The sequence below is a fragment of the Streptomyces sp. Je 1-332 genome, from assembly GCF_040730185.1.
Classification (GTDB): Bacteria; Actinomycetota; Actinomycetes; order Streptomycetales; family Streptomycetaceae; genus Streptomyces.
In genome coordinates this window covers 685694-706781 of the sequence record NZ_CP160402.1, presented here as the reverse complement: position 1 = coordinate 706781, position 21088 = coordinate 685694, and the positions used below count along the sequence as shown (strand labels likewise).

21 protein-coding genes and 1 pseudogene are annotated in these 21088 nt (G+C 71.4%); 9 read left to right on the top strand and 13 right to left on the bottom strand.

Annotated elements, in window-relative coordinates; genetic code table 11:
• Window positions 1-140 precede the first annotated feature (140 nt).
• Window positions 141-470: a hypothetical protein gene (locus ABXJ52_RS03345; RefSeq protein ID WP_367039026.1), complete on the bottom strand. Its 330-nt coding sequence runs from the start codon at window positions 468-470 to the stop codon at window positions 141-143.
• Between the two features lie 109 nt (window positions 471-579).
• Between ABXJ52_RS03345 and ABXJ52_RS03340 the strand changes: the two are divergent.
• Window positions 580-792: pseudogene (locus ABXJ52_RS03340) on the top strand (peptide ABC transporter ATP-binding protein); the annotation flags it as partial.
• An 11-nt stretch (window positions 793-803) separates the two neighbouring features.
• The gene (locus ABXJ52_RS03335) at window positions 804-2660 is read left to right on the top strand and encodes a gamma-glutamyltransferase (protein WP_367039025.1); all 1857 of its coding nucleotides are present in this window, start codon (window positions 804-806) and stop codon (window positions 2658-2660) included.
• A 155-nt stretch (window positions 2661-2815) separates the two neighbouring features.
• Here the strand turns inward: ABXJ52_RS03335 and ABXJ52_RS03330 are convergent, their stop codons facing one another.
• The 3 genes from ABXJ52_RS03330 to ABXJ52_RS03320 all read right to left on the bottom strand — a co-directional run bounded on the left by ABXJ52_RS03330 (window position 2816) and on the right by ABXJ52_RS03320 (window position 6231).
• Window positions 2816-4078 (bottom strand): cation:proton antiporter, encoded by a 1263-nt coding sequence (locus ABXJ52_RS03330; RefSeq protein WP_367039024.1) that lies wholly within the window; start codon window positions 4076-4078, stop codon window positions 2816-2818.
• A 4-nt stretch (window positions 4079-4082) separates the two neighbouring features.
• On the bottom strand, window positions 4083-4568 hold the full coding sequence (locus tag ABXJ52_RS03325) for a TrkA C-terminal domain-containing protein (protein ID WP_367039023.1): 486 nt from the start codon (window positions 4566-4568) through the stop codon (window positions 4083-4085).
• A gap of 121 nt (window positions 4569-4689) precedes the next feature.
• Window positions 4690-6231, bottom strand: a complete 1542-nt coding sequence (locus tag ABXJ52_RS03320; protein WP_367039022.1) for an ATP-dependent DNA ligase — start codon at window positions 6229-6231, stop codon at window positions 4690-4692.
• Window positions 6232-6488: 257 nt separating this feature from the next.
• Here ABXJ52_RS03320 and ABXJ52_RS03315 point away from each other — a divergent pair, with 257 nt between their 5' ends.
• On the top strand, window positions 6489-6896 hold the full coding sequence (locus tag ABXJ52_RS03315; RefSeq protein WP_367039021.1) for an SsgA family sporulation/cell division regulator: 408 nt from the start codon (window positions 6489-6491) through the stop codon (window positions 6894-6896).
• Between the two features lie 22 nt (window positions 6897-6918).
• Here ABXJ52_RS03315 and ABXJ52_RS03310 read toward each other — a convergent pair whose 3' ends face one another.
• Window positions 6919-8115: a serine hydrolase gene (locus ABXJ52_RS03310; RefSeq protein WP_367039020.1), complete on the bottom strand. Its 1197-nt coding sequence runs from the start codon at window positions 8113-8115 to the stop codon at window positions 6919-6921.
• A gap of 149 nt (window positions 8116-8264) precedes the next feature.
• Between ABXJ52_RS03310 and ABXJ52_RS03305 the strand changes: the two genes are divergently transcribed.
• Entirely contained in the window at window positions 8265-8966 is a 702-nt protein-coding gene (locus ABXJ52_RS03305) for a restriction endonuclease (RefSeq protein ID WP_367039019.1), read from the top strand.
• Between the two features lie 71 nt (window positions 8967-9037).
• Here ABXJ52_RS03305 and ABXJ52_RS03300 read toward each other — a convergent pair whose 3' ends face one another.
• The gene (locus ABXJ52_RS03300) at window positions 9038-9529 is read right to left on the bottom strand and encodes a glutathione peroxidase (RefSeq protein WP_367039018.1); all 492 of its coding nucleotides are present in this window, start codon (window positions 9527-9529) and stop codon (window positions 9038-9040) included.
• Window positions 9530-9565: 36 nt separating this feature from the next.
• Window positions 9566-10345: an ABC transporter permease gene (locus ABXJ52_RS03295; RefSeq protein ID WP_367039017.1), complete on the bottom strand. Its 780-nt coding sequence runs from the start codon at window positions 10343-10345 to the stop codon at window positions 9566-9568.
• A 181-nt stretch (window positions 10346-10526) separates the two neighbouring features.
• On the opposite strand from ABXJ52_RS03295, the gene ABXJ52_RS03290 reads away from it, so the two are divergent.
• From ABXJ52_RS03290 to ABXJ52_RS03280, 3 genes are all read left to right on the top strand, one after another.
• Window positions 10527-11612 (top strand): S-(hydroxymethyl)mycothiol dehydrogenase, encoded by a 1086-nt coding sequence (locus tag ABXJ52_RS03290; RefSeq protein WP_367039016.1) that lies wholly within the window; start codon window positions 10527-10529, stop codon window positions 11610-11612.
• The gene (locus ABXJ52_RS03285; RefSeq protein WP_367039015.1) at window positions 11612-12241 is read left to right on the top strand and encodes an MBL fold metallo-hydrolase; all 630 of its coding nucleotides are present in this window, start codon (window positions 11612-11614) and stop codon (window positions 12239-12241) included. Before ABXJ52_RS03290 ends, ABXJ52_RS03285 begins: the two co-directional genes overlap by 1 nt.
• Before the next feature lie 146 nt (window positions 12242-12387).
• On the top strand, window positions 12388-13107 hold the full coding sequence (locus ABXJ52_RS03280) for a DUF2470 domain-containing protein (protein WP_367039014.1): 720 nt from the start codon (window positions 12388-12390) through the stop codon (window positions 13105-13107).
• Here ABXJ52_RS03280 and ABXJ52_RS03275 read toward each other — a convergent pair.
• Entirely contained in the window at window positions 13078-13368 is a 291-nt protein-coding gene (locus ABXJ52_RS03275; RefSeq protein WP_367039013.1) for a hypothetical protein, read from the bottom strand. The two genes, ABXJ52_RS03280 and ABXJ52_RS03275, sit on opposite strands and share 30 nt — an antisense overlap.
• Before the next feature lie 253 nt (window positions 13369-13621).
• On the opposite strand from ABXJ52_RS03275, the gene ABXJ52_RS03270 reads away from it, so the two are divergent.
• Entirely contained in the window at window positions 13622-14812 is a 1191-nt protein-coding gene (locus tag ABXJ52_RS03270) for an amidohydrolase family protein (protein WP_367039012.1), read from the top strand.
• Complete coding sequence (locus ABXJ52_RS03265) at window positions 14805-15446, top strand: isochorismatase family protein (protein WP_367039011.1); 642 nt, start codon at window positions 14805-14807, stop codon at window positions 15444-15446. Before ABXJ52_RS03270 ends, ABXJ52_RS03265 begins: the two co-directional genes overlap by 8 nt.
• Here ABXJ52_RS03265 and ABXJ52_RS03260 read toward each other — a convergent pair.
• The 5 genes from ABXJ52_RS03260 to ABXJ52_RS03240 form a co-directional block, all read right to left on the bottom strand.
• Complete coding sequence (locus ABXJ52_RS03260; protein ID WP_367039010.1) at window positions 15433-17043, bottom strand: alpha-amylase family glycosyl hydrolase; 1611 nt, start codon at window positions 17041-17043, stop codon at window positions 15433-15435. The two genes, ABXJ52_RS03265 and ABXJ52_RS03260, sit on opposite strands and share 14 nt — an antisense overlap.
• Window positions 17044-17052: 9 nt before the next feature.
• Window positions 17053-18219, bottom strand: a complete 1167-nt coding sequence (locus ABXJ52_RS03255; protein WP_367039009.1) for a lactonase family protein — start codon at window positions 18217-18219, stop codon at window positions 17053-17055.
• A gap of 128 nt (window positions 18220-18347) precedes the next feature.
• Entirely contained in the window at window positions 18348-19226 is an 879-nt protein-coding gene (locus ABXJ52_RS03250) for an ABC transporter permease subunit (RefSeq protein ID WP_367048783.1), read from the bottom strand.
• Window positions 19223-19912, bottom strand: a complete 690-nt coding sequence (locus ABXJ52_RS03245; protein ID WP_367048782.1) for an amino acid ABC transporter permease — start codon at window positions 19910-19912, stop codon at window positions 19223-19225. The genes ABXJ52_RS03250 and ABXJ52_RS03245 overlap by 4 nt, the downstream gene beginning before the upstream one ends.
• A 57-nt stretch (window positions 19913-19969) precedes the next feature.
• A complete protein-coding gene (locus ABXJ52_RS03240; protein WP_367039008.1) occupies window positions 19970-20788 on the bottom strand; it encodes a glutamate ABC transporter substrate-binding protein in 819 nt (272 codons plus the stop codon).
• Window positions 20789-21088 lie beyond the last annotated feature (300 nt).

The window sequence follows — 21088 nt, the reverse complement described above, 5'->3', positions numbered from 1 at the left end:
GCGCACGCCGCGAAGACGCCGTGAGGAGTGCTCCTGGCCGGCAAACGGCGGAACTCGTCCAAAGCCTTGCCGGTGGCGAGGCAAGAAGCACTCCCCGGATGAAGCGGCGTGGTGGGTCTGTTCCGCGGACTGTGCGCGACCTATCCCGGGGGATGACCGGGTTGCCCGGCGGTTTCCAGGTCTTCCACCACAGAGGTGTAGAACAGGCCCTTCGCGAACTTCGCGCCGAGTTCATGTCCGCCCTCAGGACGCACAATCACCACAGACGTCTTGTACGTTCCCGATTTCATCCTCCGGGCGGTGTCGCCGTACAGGTCGATGGCGACCTCCAGCCGCACCTCTTGGTCGCCATCGACGACGTCGAAGCCGCGCAGGGCGCCCCGATCGGTCTCCGACAGATATGACTCGATGCTGTTCCGGACGGTGAGGAACTCGGCCACGTACTCGGCGTGGATCTCAGTCAGGGGCATTTGGTCTCCCGGCAAGAGCCTAGGGGGCACGCGTGATCTACAACACCGACCCCACGGTGTGCCTGCGCCACACCAGGGCGCTATGGGTGGGCATCCCCAAGTTGCCAGTGATCTGCCGAGCCCGCTGGCCCCGCCGCCCTTCCACATGCGCTGCCCAACGGCCGTCGACCGCTGCCGCATCGAGGTGCCGGAGCTGTGCACGCTTCCGGGAGACGGCCCTCGCCAGGTCTCATGCCATCTGGTCGCGGACGACGGCACGGCTCCGGACGCTGCCGCCGCACCGAGCCTCCGTACGATCCCCAGTACCCGCACCGCACGCTAGGAGCAGCACTCTTGTTCACGACTAGGCCGACCCTCCAAGGCACCTTCGGCATGGTGTCCTCCACCCACTGGCTCGCCTCGCAGTCCGCGATGGCCGTCCTGGAGGACGGCGGCAACGCGTACGACGCGGCGGTGGCCGCCGGCTTCGTCCTGCACGTCGTCGAGCCCCACCTCAACGGCCCGGCGGGCGAGGTGCCGATCATCCTGGCCCCCGCCGGCGGGGAGGTGCGGGTCCTGTGCGGGCAGGGCGGCGCGCCGGCCGGAGCGACCGTGGACCACTACCGCTCGCTCGGCCTCGAACTGGTGCCGGGCACCGGGCCGCTCGCCGCCGCCGTACCGGGCGCCTTCGACGCGTGGATGCTGCTCCTGCGCGATCACGGCACCAAGTCCCTCGCCGATGTCCTCAAGTACGCCATCGGGTACGCCGAGGACGGGCACGCTCCCGTGGAGCGCGTCGGGGAGACCGTCGAGACGGTGCGCGAACTCTTCGAGACCGAATGGCCGTCGTCGGCCGAGATCTACCTGCCGGACGGCCATGCCCCGCGCCCCGGCGAACTCCTGCGCAACCCCACGCTCGCCGCGACCTGGCGCCGCGTGATCCAGGAGGCGGGTACGGGATCGCGCGTCGAGCAGATCGATGCCGCGCGGAAGATCTGGAGCGAGGGGTTCATCGCCGATGCGCTGATACGTCAGGCGGGCCGCCCCACCATGGACACCAGCGGAAGCCGGCACACCGGAACACTGACGGCCGCGGACCTCGCCGGGTGGCAGGCGAGCTACGAAGCCCCCGCGACCTACGACTGGAACGGCTGGACGCTGTGCAAGGCGGGCGGCTGGAGCCAGGGCCCGGCGTTCCTGCAGCAGTTGGCCATGCTCCCCGCCACCCTCGCGGAACTGCCCGCGTACGGCTCCGCCGACTACGTCCACCTGCTGATCGAGGGCTGCAAGCTCGCCATGGCGGACCGCGAGGCCTGGTACGGCGACGCGGAGGGCGACGGGACGGTACCGGTCGCCGAGCTGCTGTCCGCGGCCTACAACGAGGAGCGGCGGACACTCATCGGGGAGAAGGCGTCGCACGACCTGCGGCCCGGAAGCCCCGGCGGACGCACCGCGAAGATCTCCGCCCACGCGAGCGCCGTGGCCGCGGGCGAGCCCGGCTTCGACGCGCTCGGCCTGCCGGGTGCGGGCGCCGGCGAGCCGACCGTGGCCAAGAGCAGTACCTCACCCGTGCCTGGCGAACCGGCGGTCTCGGCGGACGGCGCGACCCGCGGCGACACCTGTCACCTGGACATCGTCGACCGCTGGGGCAACATGGTCGCGGCCACGCCGAGCGGCGGCTGGCTGCAGTCCAACCCGGTCGTCCCCGAACTGGGCTTCCCGCTCGGCACCCGCCTCCAGATGGCCTGGCTGGAGGAGGGCCTGCCCAACTCCCTCACGCCGGGCCGCCGCCCGCGCACCACCCTGACCCCGTCCCTCGCACTCAAGGACGGCGTACCGGTGATGGCGTTCGGTACGCCCGGCGGAGACCAGCAGGACCAGTGGCAGGTCCACTTCTTCCTGGCGGTGGCGCTGCGCGATTCCGTACGCGGTGGACTCGACCTCCAGGGCGCCATCGACGCCCCCAACTGGCACAACGACAGCTTCCCCGGCTCCTTCTACCCGCGCGGCATGCGCCCGGGGAGCGTCACGGTCGAGTCCCGCATGGACGAGGCGGTCATCGAGGAGCTGCGGCGCAGGGGACACGACGTGACGGTCGGCGAGCCCTGGTCGGAGGGCCGCCTGTGCGCGGTGGCGCGGGACCCGCGGACCGGGGTGCTGTCGGCTGCGGCCAACCCGCGGGGGATGCAGGGTTACGCCGTGGGGCGGTAGAAGCCTCCGGAGAGCGCCCCGAAGGGGCGCGGGGAACTGCGCGAGGACGGACCAGAAGCCGCGGTCGGCAACGGCGCGAACTGGCAGACGCGGATCCGATGAGCCTCGTCTTCGGCCGGGTACGCGACATCGCGTACCCGGCCGAAGACGAGGCGTCAGGGCCGACCGCTCGTGCCCTGTCCGTCGAGCGACTCCTCCGAGGACCGCTCCGGATCCCGCGGGGAAGGCACGGCCACCGCGGCCGTGGCTTCCCTGCGGCGCGACACGGCGCCGCTGACCAGCGCGGCCACCGGCTGCGCGAAGCGTGCGGTCAGCGGGCCGACGATCACCAGGATCAGGACGTACGCCGTGGCCAGCGGGCCGAGCGACGGCTCGATGCCCGCGGTGACGGCGAGCCCCGCGATGACGATCGAGAACTCGCCGCGGGCCACAAGCGCGCCGCCCGCCCGCCACCGTCCCTTCACGGAGATCTTGGCGCGCCGGGCCGCCCAGTACCCCGTGGCGATCTTCGTGCACGCCGTCACGACGGCGAGCACGAGCGCGGGAAGCAGCACCGGCGGGATGCTCGCCGGATCGGTGTGCAGACCGAAGAAGACGAAGAAGACGGCGGCGAACAGGTCCCGCAGCGGCGCGAGGAGGCTGTGCGCGCCCTCGGCGACCTCACCGGACAGCGCGATGCCGACCAGGAACGCGCCCACGGCGGCGGAGACCTGGAGCTGCTGCGCGATCCCGGCGACCAGGATCGTCAGACCGAGGACGACCAGGAGCAGCTTCTCGGGGTCGTCGCTCGACACGAAGCGCGAGATGACGCGGCCGTAGCGCACGGCGAGGAACAGCACCAGACCGGCGGCCCCGAGCGCGATGCCCAGGGTGAGACTGCCCGCGGCCCAGCCGACACCGGCCAACAGGGCCGTGATGATGGGCAGATAGACGGCCATCGCCAGGTCTTCGAGGACCAGGATGCTGAGGATGACGGGCGTCTCGCGGTTGCCGAGGCGGCCCAGGTCGTTCAGGACCTTGGCGATGACGCCGGACGAGGAGATCCACGTGACGCCCGCGAGCACGACGGCGGCCACCGGACCCCAGCCCATCAGGAGCGCGGCGATCGCGCCCGGCACGGCGTTGAGCCCCATGTCGACGAGCCCGGCCGGGTACTGGGTCTTGAGATTGCTGACCAGATCGCTCGCGGTGTACTCGAGCCCCAGCATCAGCAACAGCAGGATGACGCCGATCTCGGCGCCGATCGCCACGAACTCCTCGCTGGCGCCCAGCGGAAGCAGCCCGCCCTCGCCGAACGCGAGCCCGGCAAGGAGATAGAGGGGGATGGGGGAGAAGCGGAACCGTCCGGCGAATCTGCCGAGCAGCCCGAGCGCGAGGATGATCGCGCCGAATTCGATCAGGAAGACAGCGGAGTGCACCGGATCACTCCCGCCCGAGTATCGCGGCGGCGCTCTCCACACCCTCGCGGGTGCCGATCACGATGAGTGTGTCCCCGCCGGCGATGCGGAAGTCCGGCGCGGGGGACGGAATGGCCTCGGCCCTGCGCAGCACGGCCACGATGGACGCGCCGGTCTCGGTGCGCATCTGGGTCTCGCCGAGCAACCGCCCGTTCCAGTGCGAGGTGCCGGCCACCTCGATGCGCTCGGCGACCAGACCGAGGTCCGTGGTGTGCAGGAGGTTCGGGCTGTGGTGCGAGGGCATCAGCGCGTCGATCAGCGCGTCCGCCTCACCCGAGCTCAGCCGCAGCGAGAGCGCGCACTCGTCGGGGTCGTCGGCCCGGTAGGCGCTGAGGGTGCGCGCGCCGTCCCGGTGCGCGACGACCGAGACCCTGCGGTGTTCTCGGGTGGTCAGGTCGTACCGGATTCCGATGCCTGGAAGTGGCGTCTGGCTGAGACGGGAAGCGGACACAGCTCATCCCCTAGTTGCTGCTGGGCGTCAATACGGCGTTAAGGTCACCCTATCGGCCCGTTCTTTGCCAGAACTTGGTGGTATAGGTCCCTGCTCCGGGTCCAGCGCAGACGTTCCCGCTCTAGGGCTGACGCTCCGCCAGTACCGTCTCGACGGAATCGGCTTCCGCGGGCGACTTGTCCTCGCGATAGCGCAGGACCCGGGCGAAGCGCAGCGTGACGCCGGCCGGATAGCGCGTGGACTTCTGCAGCCCGTCGTACGCGATCTCGACGACGAGCTCCGGCCGTACGGTCACGACGAAGCCGTCGTCGCTGACGGCGAGCTCACGCAGCCGTTCGGTCTGCCAGGCGAGCATCACGTCGGTCATGCCCTTGAAGGTCTTGCCCAGCATGGCGAACGTCCCGTCCTCGCGCCGGGCACCCAGGTGGAGGTTGGAGAGCTTGCCGGTCCGCCGCCCGTGCCCCCACTCGGCGGCCAGGACCACGAGGTCCAGGGTGTGCACCGGCTTGACCTTCAGCCAGCTCGCGCCGCGACGCCCGGCGATGTACGGCGCGTCCAGGGCCTTGAGCACCACGCCTTCGTGACCGCGGCGCAGCGTGTCGGCGAAGAACTCCTCCGCGGCGCCGAGTTCCGTCGCGTCGGCGGGGTCCGTGACGACGGTGCGCCGCACCCGCATCGGCTCTGGGACGAGTCGCGCCAGGTGGGTGTGCCGCTCGGCGAACGGCAGGTCGAGCAGATCCTGCCCTCCGGCGTACAGGACGTCGAAGAAGACGGGGGAGACGGGGAGTGCGGCGGCCGCGGTGGTGACGTCGACACGGGAGCCGACGCGTCCGGCGATCTCCTGGAAGGGGCGGGGTCTGCCGTCGCCGTCGAGTGCGATGACCTCACCGTCGAGGATGAAGGTCTCGCCCGCCAGTTCCCGTGCAGCCTCGGTGAGTTCGGGCAGGCGGTCGGTGATGTCGTCGAGGGTGCGGGTGTAGACGCGGACGTCGTCCCCGTCGCGGTGCACCTGGACGCGGATGCCGTCGAGCTTCTCCTCGACGGCACACGGCCCGCCCAGCTTGCCGACGCCTTCGGTGACGGAGCCGGCGCCGTGCGCGAGCATGGGAAGCACGGGCCGCCCCACGCTGAGCCGGAACTCGTCCACCGCGCCCGGCCCCCTCGCGAGCAGGGCCTCGGCGACCGGAGTCACCGCCCCCGCCAGCATCACCGCGCGGCGCACCGCGGCCGGCGGGGCCTCCGTGGCGCGGGCGAGGCCCTCCACGGCGATGGCGTCGAGCGCGCCCTGGCGCACCTCCCCGGTCAGCAGCCCGACGAGGAACCGCTGCTCTTCCCCGGTGGCCGCGCCCATCAGCTCCCGCACCAGCCGCCTGCGCTCGCCCTGTGACCCCTGCCCGGAGACGGCACCGATGGCTGTCAGGGCGCGGTCCGTGTCCTGGACGGTGAGGGTGGGCTCGGTGGCGGGCGGTGGCGACTCCTTCAGGAGGCTCCACCCGATACCCAGCCTCCCCTGCGGGAGGCGGCCGGCGAGGTAGGGAATGACGATGGGGGCGTCGGCCGGGGCGGCCGCGCGGAACAGATCGGCGAGGAGGGTGATCTTCTGCGACCGGGCGGGGGTGGTGGCCACGGCGGCGGATACGTGGGCCAGGCGGGCTAGGAGCATGCGGTTTCCTTTCCCCGGTCCCGGCCCGTCCCCAAACCGGGCAGGCACCCGCCTCCCTCAGGCGCGCGTGGCCCGTCTCCCTCAGGCGCGCGTGGCCCGCCGTCTGACCCCGTCCGGCGTCCCGGCCAGGTAGGAGTGGCGCAGATCACATTATTCATCCCGCGCAACGCGTAATAAACCACCGCGCTTCGGACTCGAACAGGCACGGAAGAAAGCAGTGCGAGCAGCGGCAGCTGCGCCGGAACAGGAGTCCGATCATGGCCGTCACCCTTGAGCAGCCCGCCCGCGCCCGCCTGATCACCCCCGAAGGGCGCGAGCGCCCGGTTCCCGTGACCCTGCGCTACGCGGCCGCCGACCCCCTGGCCGTCCAGATCGCCTTCCCTCCGGAGGCCTCCCTCGACGGCGCGGAAGTCACCTGGATCTTCGCCCGTCAGCTCCTCGCGGAGGGGCTGCGCGCCCCCGCGGGCGGCGGCGACGTCCACATCTGGCCGTGCGGGCGGGCGCGCACGGTTCTCGAGTTCCACGCGCCGCGGGGACTGGCCCTGGTGCAGTTCGACAGAGCCGTGCTGCGACGGTTCCTGCTCCGTACGTACGCCCTCGTGGCGGCGGGAGGCGAGGCCGCGGGCCTCGACCTGGACCTCGCCCGCCTGCTCGGCGGGGTCTGACCGGGTCCGGGGGCATCTGCGGTCACCCCTCCTGCCCCGGGACACCGTGGGCCTGGGCCTGGGCCGAACGCCGCCGCCGCGTCACCACCACCCCACCCGCCACCAGGGCGGCGGCCCCCGCGGCCAGGGAAAGGACCACCGTCCAGAACGAGCCGTCCGCGGCCGTCGAGTGGGCGGCGGACTCGGCGCCGGGCGTGGGACCCTGCGCCGTACCCCGCCTCTCGCTCTCGGGAATGAGCGAACCCACCGGCCTGACGTGCCCCGCCGCCTTGAAGCCCCAGTCGAGCAGCGCCCTGGTCTCCTCGTACACGCGGTAGCCGCCCTCGGCCTGAGGGTTCATCACCGACACGACGAGGGTGCGTCCGCCCCGCTGCGCCGCGCTGATCAGGGTGTTGCCCGCGTGGCTCGTGTAGCCGTTCTTGATGCCGAGCAGCCCGGGGTAGGGGGCGACGCCGTCGGCTCCGGTGAGGAGCCGATTGGTGTTCTGGATGGGGTAGGACCAGTTGCCGTGCGGGAACTTGGCGAGCGATGTCGAGCAGTAGCGGGCGAACTGCGGGTCCGCGAGCCCCGCCCGGCCGAACACCGCCAGGTCGTACGCCGACGACACCTGACCCGCCGCGTCATATCCGTCGGGAGAGACCACATGGGTGTCGTGGGCGCCCAACGCGCGGGCCTTGGAGCGCATCTGACTGACGGTCTCCTGCCAGCCGCCGTTGAGCTTCGCCAGCACGTGCACGGCGTCGTTCCCGGAGCTGAGGAAGACACCACGCCACAGGTCGGCGACGGTGTAGCTGCGCCCCGCCTCGACCCCCACGAGGCTGCTGCCGTCCCCGACCTCGGAGAGCTCACTCTGCGTGACCCGGTGGCGGGCGACGGCGTCCAGACGGGGCAGAGCCGTGAGAGCGAAGAGCGACTTCAGGGTGGAGGCGGGCGGCAGTTGGCGGTGCGCGTTGTGGGCGGCGAGCACTTCGCCCGAACGGGCGTCGGCCACCAGCCAGGACAGCGCCGAGACGTCGCGCGGCACGGCAGGGGCGCCGGAATTCGGCCGGACCTGGACGCCAGGACGGTCGAGGAGGTTCGAGGAGTAGGCAGGCCCCGGCTTGGGCGGCGTGGGCTCCTCGACGGCCACGGCGACGGGTGTGGGCAGGAGGACCAGAGCGGCTGCCGCGAGGGCCGCGGTGCGGACGGATGAGGAGCGCGGGAGGTACCTGATGACCATTCAGTCACCGTACGAGCGCCACCCGAAGACCGCAGGTCAGCTTGGTCCGGCTGGATGTACGGGGTGGTCGGCGGCCGGGTGTGCGCGGGACCTTCCGAACCCGGCCGTCCGCGCCCACACTGCTGGCAAGGACGGTGGAGGGGGCCCTGATGACCGCTCGACGGGGACGGCGCACGGCGGCGCGCAAGCGGCGCGGGACGACGTGGAAGCCGTGGGCGGTGTGCGGCGCCGTGCTGCTCCTGCAGTTGATGCTGATCTGGTCGCCGCTGCGGCCTTACGTGGCAGGTGTCTTGATCCTCGGCCTGCTCGGGTCCGTGCTGTGGTGGCTGTGGCGCACGGACCGGGTGGCCCGCGACCGTGATCGCGCCTGGCGGAAGGAGGACGCGGTCCGGGCGGGCCACCGGTCCCTGACACGGGCGGACGCGATGACCGGCACCGAGTTCGAGGAGATGGTCGCCGGGCTGTGCCGCAGGGACGGGTGCACCGACGTACGCAGGGTGGGCGGGGCGGGGGACAACGGCGTGGACGTGGCCGGGCGGCTCCCCGACAACCGCACCGTGATCATCCAATGCAAGCGGTACGCGCCGAGCCGCGCCGTCGCCGCACGCGACCTGCGCGATCTCCTGGGCTCCCGCGTGCACTTCGGGGCCGACGTGGCGATCTGTGTGACGACCGCGCGCTTCAGCCGCCCGGCGCACGCCTTCGCGGCGGAGCACGGCATCGCCACCCTGCACCGCGACCACATGGGTCTGTGGAACAGCGGGGCCACGCTCGGAGCGCTGCTCGGCGTCAGTGACGCGGGCCAGGGCGACGTACGGCATCGGGTGCGCTGGAAGAAGACGTACGGATGAGGCCGCGCACCAGGGGAGTCGGGGAGCCGGCCTGAGGCCCCTTGCCCCCCTAGGTGCGCCGTGCGCCCGGGTTACTTCGGAAGGTTCGCCTCGATCGCGGTGACGACCTCGGGAGCGTCCGGCTCGGTCTGCGGGGCGAAACGTGCCACCACGTCGCCGTCCGCACCGACGAGGAACTTCTCGAAGTTCCAGCGGATGTCGCCGGTGTGCCCCTCGGCGTCCGCCGTGTCCACGAGCTTTCGGTACAGCGCGTGCCGGTCGTCGCCGTTCACGTCGACCTTCTCCGTCATCGGGAAGGTCACGCCGTACGTCGCCGAACAGAACTCGGCGATCTCGTCCGACGTACCGGGCTCCTGGCCCATGAACTGGTTGCAGGGCACGCCGAGGACGGTGAACCCGCGGGGCGCGTACTTCTCGTGGAGGCGCTCGAGGCCCGCGTACTGCGGGGTGAGTCCGCACTTGGAGGCGACGTTGACGATCAGGACGGCCTTGCCGAGGTACTGGCCCAGGTTCGCCGGGCCGCCCTGGAGGGCGCCGAGCTCTGCATCTTCGTAGACAGACATGCTCCGGAGCCTACGCTCACGGGGCCGCGCCGATCACTACGGTCCCGTCCGGTTCAGGTGTCCGCGGGCGACCAGCTCCACCGTCGTGGCCACCGCGATCGCCTGGACCGCCATCAGGGCGATCAGCACGAACAGCTGCACCGCGCCCGCGAGGACCGGTGACGCGCCGCCCAGGAGCATGCCGACGAAGGCGCCGGGCAGCGTGACAAGGCCCACCGTGCGGGTCTGGTCGAGGCCGGGCAGCAGGGCGTCCGACGCGGCGGGGCGGATCACCTCCAGGCGGGCGTCCCTGGCCTGCAGTCCAAGGGCCAGGCCCGCCTCGAACTCGCCTCTGCGGGACCGGAGTTCGTCGAGAGCCCTGCGCCCGCCGAGTACCGTCGCGGTGAGCGCGCCGCCGATGAGGATGCCCGTCACGGGGATCATGGCGATGCCGTTCACCGGCAGCAGACCGGTCAGGGTCAGGCCCGCCACCACCGGGACGACGGGGCCCGCGATCGGCAGCGCCGCCCACCACCAGGTGCCGTTGGCGGTGACGCGGCGCCCCGCCGTACGCGCGGCGACCGCGAACATCAGGAGCAGGAAGGCGAAGAGCGCCGCGACGTGGTGGATGACCCAGCCGATCACCAGGGACACCACGCCCAGCTGCACGGCCGCCCGCGCCCCGGCCACGAGGATCTCCCGCGCCCTGCCGCGCGAACCGTCGGGGGAGAGGCGGAACACGGCGGCCGTCGCCGCCGCAGCGAGCACCAGGACGAAAAGCACCACACCGAGCGTCGCGTTGACCGGAAGCAGGGCCTGAGCGGCGAGATCGGGCACGCGCCCACCCTAGGCGGCGGCGCGCGGGCGCATCCCCGCGGATCAGGGAAGGAGCTCGAAACCGGTGATCGGAACTCGTGCGTCCGGGGTCGTCGCGAGCGGGCTCCGGATGTGAGGATGCGGGAGGAAAGACGCGATGCCGGACGAGTACGCAACGCCGGAAGAAAGAAGGGCTGACCTCATGGCGCAGCAGGTACAGGGCGTGATCGCGCGCGCGAAGGGCGAGCCGGTACGGATCGAGACGATCGTCGTGCCGGACCCGGGGCCCGGGGAAGCCGTGGTGAAGGTGCAGGCCTGCGGGGTCTGTCATACCGACCTGCACTACCGCGAGGGCGGCATCAACGACGACTTCCCCTTCCTCCTCGGCCACGAGGCGGCGGGCGTCGTGGAGTCGGTCGGCGACGGTGTCACGGAGGTCGCGCCCGGCGACTTCGTGATCCTCAACTGGCGTGCGGTGTGCGGCCAGTGCCGCGCCTGCCTGCGCGGCCGCCCCCAGTACTGCTTCGCCACGCACAACGCGAAGCAGAAGATGACCCTCACGGACGGCACGGAGCTCTCGCCCGCGCTCGGCATCGGCGCTTTCGCGGAGAAGACCCTCGTCGCCGCAGGGCAGTGCACCAAGGTCGACCCCGCCGCGTCGCCCGCCGCGGCCGGACTCCTCGGCTGCGGGGTCATGGCCGGTATCGGCGCCGCCATCAACACCGGCAACGTCGGGCGCGGCGACTCGGTCGCCGTCATCGGCTGCGGCGGCGTCGGCAACGCGGCTGTCGTGGGCGCGCGGCTCGCCGGAGCCGCGAAGATCATCGCCGTCGACATCGACGACAAGAAGCTCGAGACGGCGAAGAGCCTCGGCGCCACGCACACCGTCAACTCCCGTTCGGCGGACCCGGTCGAGGCAATCCGTGAGCTGACCGACGGGAACGGCGCCGACGTCGTCATCGAGGCGGTCGGCCGCCCGGAGACCTATGAACAGGCCTTCTACGCCCGCGACTTGGCGGGCACGGTCGTCCTGGTCGGCGTGCCGACACCGGAGATGCGCATCGATCTGCCGCTGCTCGACGTCTTCGGGCGCGGCGGCGCGCTGAAGTCGAGCTGGTACGGGGACTGTCTGCCCTCACGCGACTTCCCGATGCTCATCGACCTCTACCAGCAGGGGCGACTCGACCTGGACGCGTTCGTCACGGAGACCATCGCCCTGGAAGACGTGGAAAAGGCCTTCGAGCGCATGCACCATGGGGACGTCCTGCGTTCGGTGGTGGTCCTCTGATGGCGGCGCGCATCGACCACTTGGTCACATCGGGCACGTTCTCCCTCGACGGAGGCACCTGGGACGTCGACAACAACGTGTGGATCGTGGGGGACGACAGTGAGGTCGTCGTCATCGACGCGGCCCACGACGCGGACGCCATCGCGGCGGCCGTCGGCGAGCGCCGCGTCGTCGCGATCGTGTGCACGCACGCCCACGACGACCACATCGACGCCGCCCCGGCGCTCGCGGCCCGCACCGGCGCGCCGATCCTGCTCCACCCCGCCGACGCGGAGCTGTGGAAGCAGACCCACCCCGACCGCGCCCCCGACGGCGAGCTGGCGGACGGGCAGGAGATCGTGGTGGCGGGCGTGACGTTGAAGGTCCTGCACACCCCGGGCCACTGCCTGGGCGCCGTCAGTCTCCATGTGCCCGCCCTGGGCACCGTCTTCACCGGCGACACGCTCTTCGCGGGCGGTCCTGGAGCGACGGGCCGGTCGTTCAGCGACTTCCCGACCATCATCGAATCGATCAGGGACCGTCTCCTGACCCTGCCGTCGGGGACGGCGGTGCGGACCGGGCACGGCGACAGCACGAGCGTGGCCGAGGAGGCGCCGCACCTGGAGGAGTGGATCGCCCGCGGCCACTGACCGCACCAAATGACGTACGCGACCGGGGCTCTGCCCGGCGCTCCCGACCGGCCCCGCGTGGTTCACCGCGCGGGGCCTTTCGCGTACTGGCCCTGTTCCGCGATCTCCGATAAGTTAGGCAAGGCTTACCTAATGGAGGTTGAAGGATGGGTGTCCGTCACGCCAGCACGACCGTGCCCACTGCAGCGGCACGCGCTCGCTCACTGCTCACCACCGCGTGGTCCTGCGCGGTGACCACGGAGATCGGCAAAGATGAACTCGTCGGCGCGCACAGCGTCACGCCGGAGGGCATCCTCCTGCTGACCCCGCCCCCCGACAGCGCGCTGGCCACCGCGATGATCTGCGCGCCCCGCGGCGAACCGTCCACCCTCGTGGAGTTCGCCGACGTCGCCCCCGTACCCGTCAGGGACCGGATCCGGGCCCGGCTCTGGCTCTCCGGGTCGTTGGTACCCGACGGGGAGGGGTTCATCTTCGCGCCGACATGTGCCGTGCTGCACGACTCCGCCGGGGGCCGCGTCGGCATCGACCTCGACGAACTCGCCCTGGCCGCGCCCGATCCGCTGGCCGAGGCCGAGGCGCGCCTGCTCACCCATCTCGCCGACGCGCACGAGGACGCCGTCGAGCAGCTGACCCGGCTCGTGTGCGCGGACAGCCTGCACGGCGTGGTCCGGGTGCGCCCGGTCGCCATCGACCGTTACGCGCTCACGCTGCGCCTGGAGAAGGCTCGCAGCCAGGCGGACGTCCGGCTCGACTTCGACGAGCCCGTCGAGGACGTCGCCCAGGTGACCGAACGCATGCACATCCTGCTCACGAAGGCCCGGCACCTGCGCCGCCCCCTACTGCGCCCCACGCCCCCCGACGCCTGAATTCGCCGACTTCATGGACCGCAGCGCGAGCACGAGTACACCGATGTCATCGAGAAAGACCGGGTCCGGCAGCAGATCCGCCGGCAGGACGAGATAGGCGACAGCGCCCCAGAACACCCACTGGCGCTCGACCGGCAGTCCCGCCGCACGCAACGTGCGGCGCGTGCGCACCAGGCGTACGAGCACCGCGACCGCGACCGCGAGCGTCGCGGCCACCACGACCGCGCCGGCCACAAGGAGGACCGTGACTTCCGTGCTCATCAGACCCTGACCTCCGTCCTGCGACGTACTGCGACGTTGCGACGTACTGAGACATACCGCGCCATACTGCGACGTCCTGCGCGGGCACTCGGCCCAGGCTATGGGTACCCGCGGGACGCCGCGCGAACATCCCGCCCCGCCCTCGTACGACAGACGTCCCGCTCTCCCGCGACGGACTTTCTGCCCTCTCATGACGGACGATGGAGGCCGGCACCACCTCCGGCACCTCCAACTCCACTGCGGGAAGGCAGAGATGAGCCAGACGCTGATCTTGGCAGGGCGGGTTCTGACCGGGCCGCGTGGCCAGTGCGTCACAGACGGAGCCGTACTGACGGAGGGCGCCGGCATCGTCGCCGCGGGTGCCCGGGCCGAGGTCGAGCCCTTGGCGCACGGCGTGTCGCGGCAGTACGCACTGCCCGACGCCACGGTGTTGCCCGGCCTCATCGACGCACATGTCCACCTGGTCTTCGACGCGAGCAAGGACCCCGTCGCGGTCCTGGACGCGCACAGCGACACCACCCTCATGGCGGCCATGGAGGAGAGGGCGCTGCAGTTCCTGCGCAGCGGCGTCACCACGGTGCGCGATCTGGGTGACCGGGGCCGTCTCACGCTGCGGCTGCGCGAGGAGATCGCCGCGTCCCGGGTGCCCGGCCCGCGGATCGTCGCCGCCACGACGCCGCTGACCACGAAAGGCGGCCACTGCTGGTTCCTGGGCGGTGAGGTCGAGGGCGAGAGCGAGATCCGCGCCCTGGTCCGGCGCAATGCCGAGCTCGGCGCGGACGTCATCAAGGTCATGGCCACCGGAGGCGGCCTCACCCGGGGCGGCCCGGCCACCTGGCAGGCCCAGTTCGACGCCCCCGAGCTCCGCCTGATCGTGCGTGAGGCGCACCGGGCGGGGCTGCCGGTCGCCGCCCACGGACACGGCACCGCGGGGATCGTGGCGGCCGTGATGGCGGGTGTCGACACCATCGAGCACTGCACCTGGATGACGCGCAAGGGCCTCGGCCTGCGCGAGGACGTCCTGGACGCCATCATCGCCAAGGGCATCCGGATCTGCCCCACCGTCAGCCCCAACTGGCGGATGCTGCCCATGTTCTTCGGCGCCGAACGGGCCGAGGCGATGTTCGACCAGGTGCGCACGATGGCGGAGCGCGGCGCGCGGCTCATCGCCGGGACGGACGCGGGCGTCCAGCGTGCGGGCTGTGACGGCCTGGCCCAGAGTCTCGGCTTCTACCAGCACCTGGGCATCGAACCCGACCGCGTCATCGACATGGCGACCACGGAGGCAGCCGACGCCCTGGGCATCGCCGACCAGGTCGGACGCCTGGCCGCGGGCTACCGGGCCGACCTGATCGCGGTGCACGGTGATCCGCTCAGGGATGTGGCCGCCCTGGGCGACGTACGGCTGATCATGGCGAACGGCAAGATGGTGGACCATGAGTGAGACGCCCGTACATTCCGCGCGGCCCGACCCGGCCAACCCCGACCCGGCGAACCCCGACCCGGCCAACCCCGTTCCCGCTGAGCCCGTTCAGGCGCTGATCGTCGTCGACATGCAGTCCGCCTTCGTCACCGGTGACGGCGCCGTGCCGGAAGCGGCCCTCGTCCTCGACCGTACGACCGACCTGATCACCCGGGCCCGCGCCGCGGGCGCCCTGGTGATCCAGCTCCAGAACGACGGCGAGCCGGGTGCCGTCGACGAACCCGGCACGCCCGGCTGGGAGATCCACCTCCCCGCGGACGCCGACCGGGGCGAGAAGGTCCTGCGCAAGACCGTCGACGACGGCTTCGAGGAGACCGGGCTCGCAGACCTGCTCGCCCAAGCCGGCGTGCGCGATCTCGCCTTCTGCGGGGTGCAGTCCGAGATGTGCGTGATGGCGACCGCCCGTACGGCCCTGGAGCTGGACTTCCGCGTCATCCTGCCGCACGACGCGCACGCGACGTACGACATCCCGGCCGCCGAAGGCATCAGCGACCTGGTCCCGGCGGCGATGGTGTCCCGGGTGGCGGAGTGGGCCCTCGGCGACGAGGTCGAGATCGTCGCGAGGGCCCGGGACGTCGAGTTCACGAAGCCGTAGTGGACGGGGGACGCAGATCGAAGACGCCGTACCCGAATCCCCGCGCCGTGACGACGCCGCCCCCGACCTCCACGCCATCCGACTCCAGCGCCCGCGGGTCCTCGCCCGCGGCGTCCGTGGCGAACGTCGCCGGTTCGCTGCGGGGGTTGATCACCACGAGATGGCGGCCGCCCCTGACGTACACGAACGGATAGCCGCTGTGCAGCACCTCCACCGAACCGCCGGGACCCAGCTCCGGCGTGGCCTTGCGCAGGGCGATCAGGCGGCGCACGAGGTGCAGCAGAGAGGTCTCGTCGGCCATCTGGGCGGCCACGTCGGGGCGCCGCGGGTCGGGGTCGACGGGCAGGTACAGGCGGTCGGCCGTGGCCGTGGAGAAACCGGCGTTCACGCTGTCGTCCCACTGCATGGGGGTGCGTGAGCCCGCTCGGTTGTAGCGCGGACCGAGCACGCTGCCCTCGGTATCGGGCAGGCCCGGGATGTAACGCATGCCGATCTCGTCGCCGTAGTAGACCGCGGGGAGCGTGGGCCAGGTGAGCTGGAAGGCGAACGCCGCCGGGAGCTGCTCGGCGGTACGCGGGCCGCAGTTGAGGCGGGAGAAGTCGTGGTTGGAGGTCGGCAGCGCGACGTGCCCAGCGTCCCCGACGGCCTCACGGGCCGCCTGCCAGGCCTCGACGAACGTACGGGGCGAGCCCTTGCCGCTGGGGTCGAAGAAGCAGTCGACGGGGTCCCACGCCTCGTCGTCGGTGCCCTCGCCGTTGTTCCACAGGGAACGCAGCGGCCCGCCGTTGGTGGGGCCGCCGAACTGGAGGAAGAAGTCGGCGTGGAACCCCGCGGGCACGGACACCGCCGGATCACCCCACTCCGAGAGCAGCACCGCTTCCGGGTGGGTCGCGTCCAGCCAGCCGCGCAGCTCGGTCCACACCCGGGCCGTCGCGCTGCGGTCCGGGTCGTCCTTGACGAGGGAGTGCGCCATGTCCACGCGGAAACCCGCGAGGCCGAGCCGCAACCAGTGGCCCATGATGTCGCGCAGCGCGGCCCGGTTGGCGCGCGGACCCTCGGCGTCGACGGTCTGCCGCCACGGCTCGGCCGGATTCCCGCGTGCGTAACCGAAGTTGAGGGCGGGCTGCGAGTCGAAGAAGTTCGGCAGATACGCGCCGGGGCGGCTCCCCGGGGACCGCACGAAGCCGTCGGGGCAGCCCTCGGAAGCCCAGATGTACCGATGGTCGTCGGGGTCACCGGCCGCTGCGGTGAACCACGGATGCCGGTCGGAGGTGTGCCCGGCCACCAGATCGAGCAGGACGCGGATGCCGCGCCGCCCCGCCTCCTCCACCAGCGCGGCCAGGTCGTCGTTGGTGCCGTAACGGGGCGCGACGGAAAGGTAGTCCGAGACGTCGTACCCGGCGTCGCGGAACGGCGAGGCGAAACAGGGGTTGATCCAGACGGCGTTGACACCCAGCCAGGCCAGGTGGTCCAGGTGGTCGGTGATGCCGTTGAAGTCACCGATGCCGTCGCCGTCGGAGTCGGCGAAGGACTGCGGATAGATCTGGTAGAAGACGGCCTCGGAGAGCCAGGCGGGGGCGGGGCGGAACGAAGTCATGGAACCTCTCTACAACGGCAGCGCGCACACCGCGACCGGAGCGGCGAACGGCGTTCCGGCCAGGCGTAGTTGGCCGCTCTCACCGACGTGGAACACGCTCACCGAACTGGACTTCTGATGGGCCGCGAACAGCAACCGCTGGGACGGTGAGAAGGCGATGTGCCGGGGGAAGTCCCCGCCCGCCGGCACCGTGTCGAGCAGCCGCAGCCGGGCGCCGCCCGCTTCGATCGCGTACCGCGTGAGGCTGTTGTGCCCGCGGTTGGCGAGGAAGGCGAAGGTGCCCTCGCGTGTGACGAGCAACTGCGCCGGATAGCTGGTGCCTTCACCCGTCCCGGTGGGCTGCGGCGCACCGGGGGTCAGCCGCCCGCTCGCGGGGTCGTAGGCGCAGACGACGACGGTGTTGTCGACCTCGTTGGCCAGATAGGCGTAGCGCCCCGAGGGGTGGAAGGTGAGGTGGCGCGGCCCGGCGCCCGGCCGCAGGGCGGCGTAGGAGACCTGGGTGAGCTTTCCCTTCTTCGCGTCGAGGCGGTAGCTGTAGACCGTGTCGTTGCCCAGGTCGACGGCGAGGACGTGCCCGCCGTCCGGGCTCGTCACGATCTGGTGGGCGTGCGGCCCGTCCTGTCCCGGGCCGGGCGGCGGGCTGGAATGGGTGACCACATCACTCAACACCCCCAGCGCGCCCGAGGGTTGGACCGGATGGACGGCCACGCTCCCGGAGAGATAGTTCGCGCTGAGCAGCCAGCGTCCGCTCGGGTGCACGGAAAGCTGACAGGGCCCGGCACCGCCGGTGCCACGCGCACCCAGCACCTCGGGCCCCGAGGGGGAGAGCGCGATCGCGGTCACGGCGCCCTGCTCCTGCTCGTTGACCGCGTAGAGCGTCCGGCCCGAGGGATGGACGCAGAGGTAGGAGGGGTCGGGTACGCCGGTCAGGGTTCCGGTGCCGGTGATGTGCCCCGTCGCTTCGTCGTACGTGGCGAGTCCGATGCCGGCGCCGCCGCCGGGCTTGGTCGTGTAGGTGCCGAGGAAGAGCGGGCGCGTGCGGAACGGGGATCTTCCCGGCGGTGCGGCGGACGCGGCCGGTACGGACGCGGCGACGGCAGTGGCGGCGAGCGCTCCGATGAAACCCCGCCGCCCCCAGCCATCCGCCGTGCGCTGCCCGTAGTGCTCACCGGTCATGCCAGCCTCCATGTCCGCACGTCACGCGTCGGTGGTGACGCATGTGGCAGACACAGTGGTCTCCGAGAACCCCCAAGGACAAGAGGCACCACCAGAGTTGCGTACCGTGCAACGCCGAGTCGCGTGTTTCAGGCGGGTGGGGCGGGCCCCGTAGGGCTGGTGGTGACCGTTGCTCCCGTGCTTCTCCTGCTGCGCCCGACCCAGGACTCGGTTCGGGCGGCGAGGGTGGTGAGCAGCAGGTTCAGCGCGATGAAGAGCAGGGCGACGACGGTGAAGGAGGCAATGGTGTTGGCGCCGTAGTTCGCGGAGATCAGACGGACCTGGTGGAGCAGTTCGTCGAACGCCAGCATCTCGCCGCCGAGCGCGGTGTCCTTGACGATGACCACCAGTTGGGTGGTGAGGGCGGGCAGCATCGCGGTGACCGCCTGGGGCAGCAGCACGGATGCCATGATCTGGCCCTTGCGCATCCCGATCGCGCGAGCGGCGTCACTCTGCCCCCGCGGCAGGGCGATGATCCCGGCGCGCACGATCTCGGCGAGCACGGCGGCGTTGAAGACGACGAGGCCCGTCACGACCGAGTACAGGGGGCGCATCTGCGGGGTGACATCGCTGAAGCGCGCGTACACCTCGTTCGCCAGGAGCATCAGCATCAGCACAGGGACGGCCCGGCAGCAGTCGATCAGTGTGCCGACGGACCGGCGGAGCACCGCGTGCTCGGAGAGCCGCGCGATGCCGAGAAGTGCGCCCAGCGGCAGGGCGAGGACAAGGGCGAGGGCGGCGGCCTGGACGGTGTGCAGCAGGCCGGGCAGCAGGAACTCGGTCCACACCCGGGAGTCCTCGACGAAGGGGTTCCACTTCTCGGCGGCCAGTTGGTTCTTGTCGCCCAGCAGCTTCAGGACCCACAGGGCAGCGGCGGCGACTGCCAGGAGGAAGAGCAGGGAGCACAGCAGGTTGCGGCGTCTCGCGCGCGGACCGGGGGCGTCGTACAGGACGGAGAGAGCCTTCATCGCCGGACCGCCACTCTGGTGCTGACCCACCCGAGGAGGATTCCGGTGGGCAGGGTGATGCAGACGAAACCGAAGGCGAAGACCGCGAAGACGGCGAAGATGGCGTGGCTTTCGTTCTCCATCATCTCCTTCATCAGCAGGGCGGCCTCGCTGACCCCGATGGCGGCGGCCGTCGTGGTGTTCTTGGTCAGCGACATCAGTACGGTGCCCAGCGGGTTCACCACGGCGCGGAACGCCTGGGGCAGGACGACGTGGCGCAGCACCTGGGGGAAGGTCAGGCCCAGTGAGCGGGCCGCCTCGGCCTCGCCGACCGGCACGCTGTTGATGCCGGAGCGCAGCGATTCGCAGACGAAGGTGGCGGTGTAGGCGGACAACCCCAGCACCGCGAGACGGAACCCGGTCTCCTTCGCCGTGCCGCCGCCGAGCGTCGCGCCCATCGTCTGGTGCAGGGCGAGCGAGGTGGCGACGATGATGACGGTCAGGGGCGTGTTGCGTACGACGTGGACGTACAAGGCGGCGAATCCGCGCAGCAGAGGAACCGGGCTGACCCGCAGACCGGCGAGGAGCGTGCCCCAGGTCAGGGCCCCGGCCGCCGCGTACAGCGCCAGTTGGATGGTCACCCAGAAGGCGCCGAACAGGTCGTAGCGCTGGAGGTCGAGGAACTGGAGGCCGAGGAAGTCGGGCAGCAGCGCGGCGGTCTCGGGGGCGGACGTGCCGGACGGTGGGCGGCCGACCACGGCTGCTCAGCCGGTCTCGGTGATCTTCGGAGCCTGTTCGTGGTCGAAGCGGGCGGGGCCGAAGTGCTTGCGTACCGCCCGGTCCCAGGACCCGTCGGTGACCATCTTCCGCAGCGCCTTGTTGACCTTGTTCCGCAGCGCGGTGTCGGACTTGGCCACGCCGATGCCGTACCGCTCGTCGCTGAGCCTGAGGCCGACGAGCTTGAACTTGCCGCGGTGCGCGCGTTGCGCGGCGAACCCGGCAAGGATCGCGTCGTCGTTGGTGAGCGCGTCGACGACCTTGTTCTCCAGGCCGGTCAGGCATTCCGTGGGTGAACTGAACTCCTGGAGGTCGGCCTTGGGGGCAAGCTCGTCCTTCACGTTCTGCGCGGACGTGGACCCGGTGACCGAGCAGAGCTTTCTGGAGTTCAGGTCATCGGCGCCCTTGATGGAGGTGTCGTCGGCGCGGACCAGCAGGTCCTGGTGGGCGAGGAAGTACGGTCCGGCGAAGGAGACTTTCCGCTTGCGCTCGTCGGTGATCGAGTAGCTCGCGACCACCAGGTCGACGTCCCCGCGCACCAACAGGTTCTCGCGCTCGGCCGGGACCGTCGCCTTCCAGGTGATCCGGTCCTTCGAAACGCCCAACTGCCCGGCGACGTAGGTGGCGACGTCGATGTCAAGCCCTCGGTACGTGCCGTCGGGCCCTCGCAGACCGATGCCGGGGAGGTCGTCGCGGACCGCGATGGTCAGCTGGTCTCCGTCCTTGGCGCCGCCCGACCCACCACAGCCCACGGCGCCGGTCAGCACCAGAGCTACCAAGGCCGCGGCCCCCCTGCAACGCCTCATCCGGTCTTCCCCTCGCAGTGCGGGCCTGCTCGTCGATCTCGGTCGCACACCCCGTAGACCAGCCAACGTCCCACACGTGCACTGCCGCCACAACGACGCGATCCGGACATCTGCCTCGGATCGAACGGCAGGGCGAGTGCCCGGTTTGCGCGGCCCGCCGCAGACCCCTGACCTTCGGCGCGACCTCCAGCCACGGCCCGACGGCTTGCGGCTCCGCGCTCGCTCTGCGGGCCGTCGACCTCCGTGTCCGTGGCTCGATCGGCGTGACCACCGGCGGGGCCGCGGCCGTCCGTCCGACGG

Bases quoted from the DNA above. Each gene is read 5' to 3' on its own strand.
- ABXJ52_RS03315 (WP_367039021.1), top strand. From the start codon at position 6,489: ATGGCCGTCACCCTTGAGCAGCCCGCCCGCGCCCGCCTGATCACCCCC.
- ABXJ52_RS03275 (WP_367039013.1), bottom strand. From the start codon at position 13,368: ATGAGCACGGAAGTCACGGTCCTCCTTGTGGCCGGCGCGGTCGTGGTG.
- ABXJ52_RS03290 (WP_367039016.1), top strand. From the start codon at position 10,527: ATGGCGCAGCAGGTACAGGGCGTGATCGCGCGCGCGAAGGGCGAGCCG.
- ABXJ52_RS03270 (WP_367039012.1), top strand. From the start codon at position 13,622: ATGAGCCAGACGCTGATCTTGGCAGGGCGGGTTCTGACCGGGCCGCGT.
- ABXJ52_RS03265 (WP_367039011.1), top strand. From the start codon at position 14,805: ATGAGTGAGACGCCCGTACATTCCGCGCGGCCCGACCCGGCCAACCCC.
- ABXJ52_RS03310 (WP_367039020.1), bottom strand. From the start codon at position 8,115: ATGGTCATCAGGTACCTCCCGCGCTCCTCATCCGTCCGCACCGCGGCC.
- ABXJ52_RS03305 (WP_367039019.1), top strand. From the start codon at position 8,265: ATGACCGCTCGACGGGGACGGCGCACGGCGGCGCGCAAGCGGCGCGGG.
- ABXJ52_RS03285 (WP_367039015.1), top strand. From the start codon at position 11,612: ATGGCGGCGCGCATCGACCACTTGGTCACATCGGGCACGTTCTCCCTC.
- ABXJ52_RS03320 (WP_367039022.1), bottom strand. From the start codon at position 6,231: ATGCTCCTAGCCCGCCTGGCCCACGTATCCGCCGCCGTGGCCACCACC.
- ABXJ52_RS03255 (WP_367039009.1), bottom strand. From the start codon at position 18,219: ATGACCGGTGAGCACTACGGGCAGCGCACGGCGGATGGCTGGGGGCGG.
- ABXJ52_RS03260 (WP_367039010.1), bottom strand. From the start codon at position 17,043: ATGACTTCGTTCCGCCCCGCCCCCGCCTGGCTCTCCGAGGCCGTCTTC.
- ABXJ52_RS03280 (WP_367039014.1), top strand. From the start codon at position 12,388: ATGGGTGTCCGTCACGCCAGCACGACCGTGCCCACTGCAGCGGCACGC.
- ABXJ52_RS03250 (WP_367048783.1), bottom strand. From the start codon at position 19,226: ATGAAGGCTCTCTCCGTCCTGTACGACGCCCCCGGTCCGCGCGCGAGA.
- ABXJ52_RS03345 (WP_367039026.1), bottom strand. From the start codon at position 470: ATGCCCCTGACTGAGATCCACGCCGAGTACGTGGCCGAGTTCCTCACC.
- ABXJ52_RS03240 (WP_367039008.1), bottom strand. From the start codon at position 20,788: ATGAGGCGTTGCAGGGGGGCCGCGGCCTTGGTAGCTCTGGTGCTGACC.
- ABXJ52_RS03300 (WP_367039018.1), bottom strand. From the start codon at position 9,529: ATGTCTGTCTACGAAGATGCAGAGCTCGGCGCCCTCCAGGGCGGCCCG.